The organism is Anaerococcus sp. NML200574, from assembly GCF_026131665.1.
Lineage (GTDB): Bacteria > Bacillota > Clostridia > Tissierellales > Peptoniphilaceae > Anaerococcus > Anaerococcus kampingae.
The window spans coordinates 1-3917 of sequence record NZ_JAMXSM010000053.1; the positions used below are offsets into that span (position 1 = coordinate 1).

Genomic DNA, 3917 nt, shown 5'->3' on the forward strand with positions numbered 1-3917 from the left:
CATGGATCCTTAGGTTACTTGCCACCAGTTAAATATAGACATTTAAGATTAAATAGATATTATTAGTTAATCTTAAATTAGTACGTTCGATTTTAGATTGTACAAATAGGTGTTGACAATCCAATTCCATGGAGGCCGCTCCATGAGCCGCGGGGGCTTGTCTCTAACTATTAAAATGCCTAGCTGGCAAAGTTATTATCTCATTTATCTCTTTTGGAAGTTTAATGTCTCTTGTGAGGGCTGCAAAGCTTATGGCATCCTTGCCATATTTTTTCCTGATTTCATAAAGGGCCTTGTCGCAGGATTCGCTTTTAAAATACTTCTCATGGTCTAAAAACATATCTAATTGGCTGCCAGATTCCTCTTTCATCAGCCTTATGGCCCTGATTCCCACAGCCCTGACTGGCGTATCCCAGTCGTATTTTTCCATAAAAAGCTCGTGAGCCTCTTTGGCAAGGATTATGGAAGATTGGGTGTTTAAGGGCAATTCTTTCTGGAAGGTCTGGGAAAATAAGTCCTTATTTCTGACAAAGACTTCCACCCCACCAGCCTCAAGACCGGCTTGCCTTAGCCTTCTTGATACCGAAAAGCTCAGCTCTTGGAGGACATTTTTAACCTCGCCATTATTTATTAGATCACTCCTGCAGGTAGAGGAATTGCCAATAGTTTTAATTATATCCCTGTGGTTGATATCTACTACAGGACGGGCATCCTTGCCATTGGCATAGGTCCAAAGATAGACCCCATTTACCCCGAGCAAGTTTTCTAAAAAGCTTACAGGAGCATTGGCAAGCTCTCCTAATGTGTAAATTCCAATGCGATTAAGCTTAGTCTTAGTCGCCCTTCCTATGCCGACCATCTCCTCGACAGCTAGTGGCCACACAAGGTCCTTCCAATTATCCTCGCTAATAGTAGTGATGGCATCAGGCTTTTTCATATCTGATCCAAGCTTGGCAAAAATCTTGCAAAAAGACACGCCAATGCTTACGGTAAGACCCACTTCCTCCTTCATCCTCCTAGAAATCTCCCTAGCTATATCAAGACCTGACCCAAAAAGCTTGGTAGAGCCAGATACATCTATAAAACACTCATCAAGGCCAAAAGACTCCACCTGATTTGTATAATCATAATAAATCTTCTTGGCCATCTTTGAGTGCTTAAGATACTGGTCATATTGAGGAGGAACCAGGATTAGGTCCCTGCATTTGGTAAGGGCCTGCCAAATAGGCTCGCCAGTCTTAACCCCCATCTCCTTAGCCTTCTGACTTTTGGCAAGGATGATACCATTTCTATTTTTAGGATTGCCAGCCACAGCCATAGCCTTGCCCTTAAGGGCAGGATTAAGCTTAGCCTCTATAGAAGCATAGCAGGCATTCATATCTGAATGTAGGATAATTCTTTTCATAACAACTCCTCTTGAATTTCATAGACTATTAATGTATAATTAAGACAATAAATGACTTAAGATAATTATAGGACAATAAGAGTCCTTTGTCAAGCATAGAATAAAAACATTAGACTCTAAGAGTCTAGAAGGAGAGAGAAAATGAGTTTCGCCACCAAATTAAAAAAGCTAAGAGAAGAAAAAAGACTAACCCAACAAGAGCTAGCAGACATGGTAGATGTCTCCCTAAAGACCATCTCCAGATATGAACTAGGCTTGTCCAAGCCTAGATATAGAAAGACCTACGACCTACTAGCAAAGTCCCTAGACACTAGCCACGACTACCTAGTCACCGATGAAGAGGACTTCGTCCTCACAGCCCGTGAAAACTACGGCCTAAAGGCTGGCGTCGAAGCAAGAGAGCTGGTAGACGGAGTAGTAGGACTCATGGCAGGAGGAGAAATCCCAGAAGAAGACAAAAAAGCCATCCTAGATGCAATCTCAGAAGCCTACTATATAGCTAGACAAGAAAACAAAAAGCACGGTAGACTAAAGGATAAATAATGACCTACTCATACGATCAAATCTATGAGGATACCCTTGACCTAATCAAAAAACATGACAGCAGAAATCCCAAAGAAATCCTAAAAGAGCGTGGAGTCCACCTCATAGCCTTCAAAAGTGACACCAAACTTCTAGGCATGTACAAAATCATCAAAAACTCCCGCTTCGTCTTCTACAACCCAAACGTAGACTACAGGATCTTAAACATGGTCTTTGCTCACGAGCTAGGCCATGACATCTACCACCAGGCCTACGCAGCAGAAGGCATGGTAGAATACCAAATCTTTGACATAAACAACGAAATGGAGCTAGAAGCAAATATCTTCGCAGCCCATCTTCTCCTAGATGAGAAAAACCTCCTAGAAGATGTCAAAGAAGGCTACACCTACAACGAGCTAGCAAGCATGTACGATGTCAACGTCAACCTCATGATCTTCAAACTCAACGAAATGCACAGGATGGGTATGCCCATCAGAAAAGAAAACCCGACCAGTGCCGATTTTTTCAGAAATATAGACGGCAAAGACCTAAAAAACATGGAGTGCTGCTAATGGCCAAAAGAATAGTCGACCTAGTCAAAGACCTAATCCTAGATAAAAAAGACATAAAAAAAGCCATCGACATGACAGCAGGTACAGGCAAAGACAGCAAATTCATCCTAGAAAACACACAAGTAGAAAACCTCACAGCCTTTGACATCCAAAAGCAAGCCGAAGAAGAAACAAGGGCCCTAATAGGAGAAGATAAAAGATTCACCTTCATTCTAGCAAGCCATGAGAAAATAGATAAATATATAAAAGACCCTGTAGACCTTATAATCTACAACCTAGGCTATTTGCCAGGAGCAGACAAAAACATAACAACAAAGGCAGAAACTACCCTAAAAAGCCTAGAAAAGGCCCTAAAGCTTATAAAAAAAGACGGCCGCATAATACTAACAATCTACCCAGGCCACCCAGCCGGAAGAAAAGAAAGCCAAAGCCTAGAAAGCTACCTAGAAAGCCTAGACAATAAGACCTACTCCATCCTAAAAATAACCTACACCAACAGACCCAACAACCCACCCTACATCCTAGTAATAGAAAAAGAAAAATAGCCAAAAGCAGTAAAAACACTGACTATTGGCTATTTTTTTGTGGGAAAATAAACAAATACAGGAAACTACGCCCCATTTATGAAACAAATAGTTAGAAGGCATGGTTAGTAGAAAGAGAGTCGAGCAAGCGAGGATTGAAGGAAGCTTTTTATAAAAAAGCTTCCCACTACTTCCCTTGCTTCGACCAACGTGGAGAAGCCTATTAGTACCACTTAGGTGATCTTTTTTACTATGGGTGAAGCACAGGTTTATTTTCACAAGCCTTCGGATATAATAACATCTCGTTCTAGAGTTTGTGCTAGGATTTTAGTTTTCGTAATAGGTCTCTCGACTTCGCTCGAGACAAGGGTCACGCCCCTCCGGCGCATATCTATGCCTAACCCCATTTGTGAAGCAAATGGTTGGTAGGCTTGATGCCGTAGCTGAGGAGTCCCGCGAAGCGGTTCGCAGCGAAGCGAGAAAGAAAATCCCCCGCGGCTCATGTCTATGCTTGTCCCAAATTACGAAGTGATTTGATGGAAAGCTTGATGCCGTAGCTGAGCGGCCTCCATGCGAAGACCTAACCCCATTCATAGAATGGATGGTGGTAGGTCTGATGCAGAGCAAAATGGTCGAGCAAAGCGAGATTAATAGAAGCTTTTTGTAAAAAAGCTACCGTCTCCCTTGCTTCGACCGTAGTGGAGAAGCCTATTAGAAATGCTTTGATGTTATTATTTACTATGGGCGAAGCACAGGTTTATTTTCACTGGATTGTCAACACCTATTTGTACAATCTAAAATCGAACGTACTAATTTAAGATTAACTAATAATATCTATTTAATCTTAAATGTCTATATTTAACTGGTGGCAAGTAACCTAAGGATCCATGGATC

Annotated in this window: 4 protein-coding genes; 3 read left to right on the plus strand and 1 reads right to left on the minus strand. The window is 41.7% G+C overall.

The annotated features are described in order from the left end of the window. Positions 1–163: 163 nt before the first annotated feature. A complete protein-coding gene (locus NH286_RS10470; protein WP_265238736.1) occupies positions 164–1405 on the minus strand; it encodes a DNA polymerase IV in 1242 nt (413 codons plus the stop codon). Positions 1406–1546: 141 nt separating this feature from the next. Between NH286_RS10470 and NH286_RS10475 the strand changes: the two genes are divergently transcribed. Genes NH286_RS10475 through NH286_RS10485 form a run of 3 tightly spaced genes read left to right on the plus strand, consistent with a single transcriptional unit; the run spans position 1547 to position 3044 of the window. Then, complete coding sequence (locus tag NH286_RS10475) at positions 1547–1948, plus strand: helix-turn-helix domain-containing protein (protein ID WP_106460977.1); 402 nt, start codon at positions 1547–1549, stop codon at positions 1946–1948. Next, positions 1948–2499, plus strand: a complete 552-nt coding sequence (locus NH286_RS10480; protein ID WP_265238738.1) for an ImmA/IrrE family metallo-endopeptidase — start codon at positions 1948–1950, stop codon at positions 2497–2499. Before NH286_RS10475 ends, NH286_RS10480 begins: the two co-directional genes overlap by 1 nt. Further along, positions 2499–3044 carry a tRNA (mnm(5)s(2)U34)-methyltransferase gene (locus tag NH286_RS10485; protein ID WP_265238740.1) on the plus strand — a complete coding sequence of 182 codons (546 nt, stop codon included), beginning with the start codon at positions 2499–2501 and terminating at the stop codon, positions 3042–3044. Before NH286_RS10480 ends, NH286_RS10485 begins: the two co-directional genes overlap by 1 nt. Positions 3045–3917: the final 873 nt, after the last annotated feature.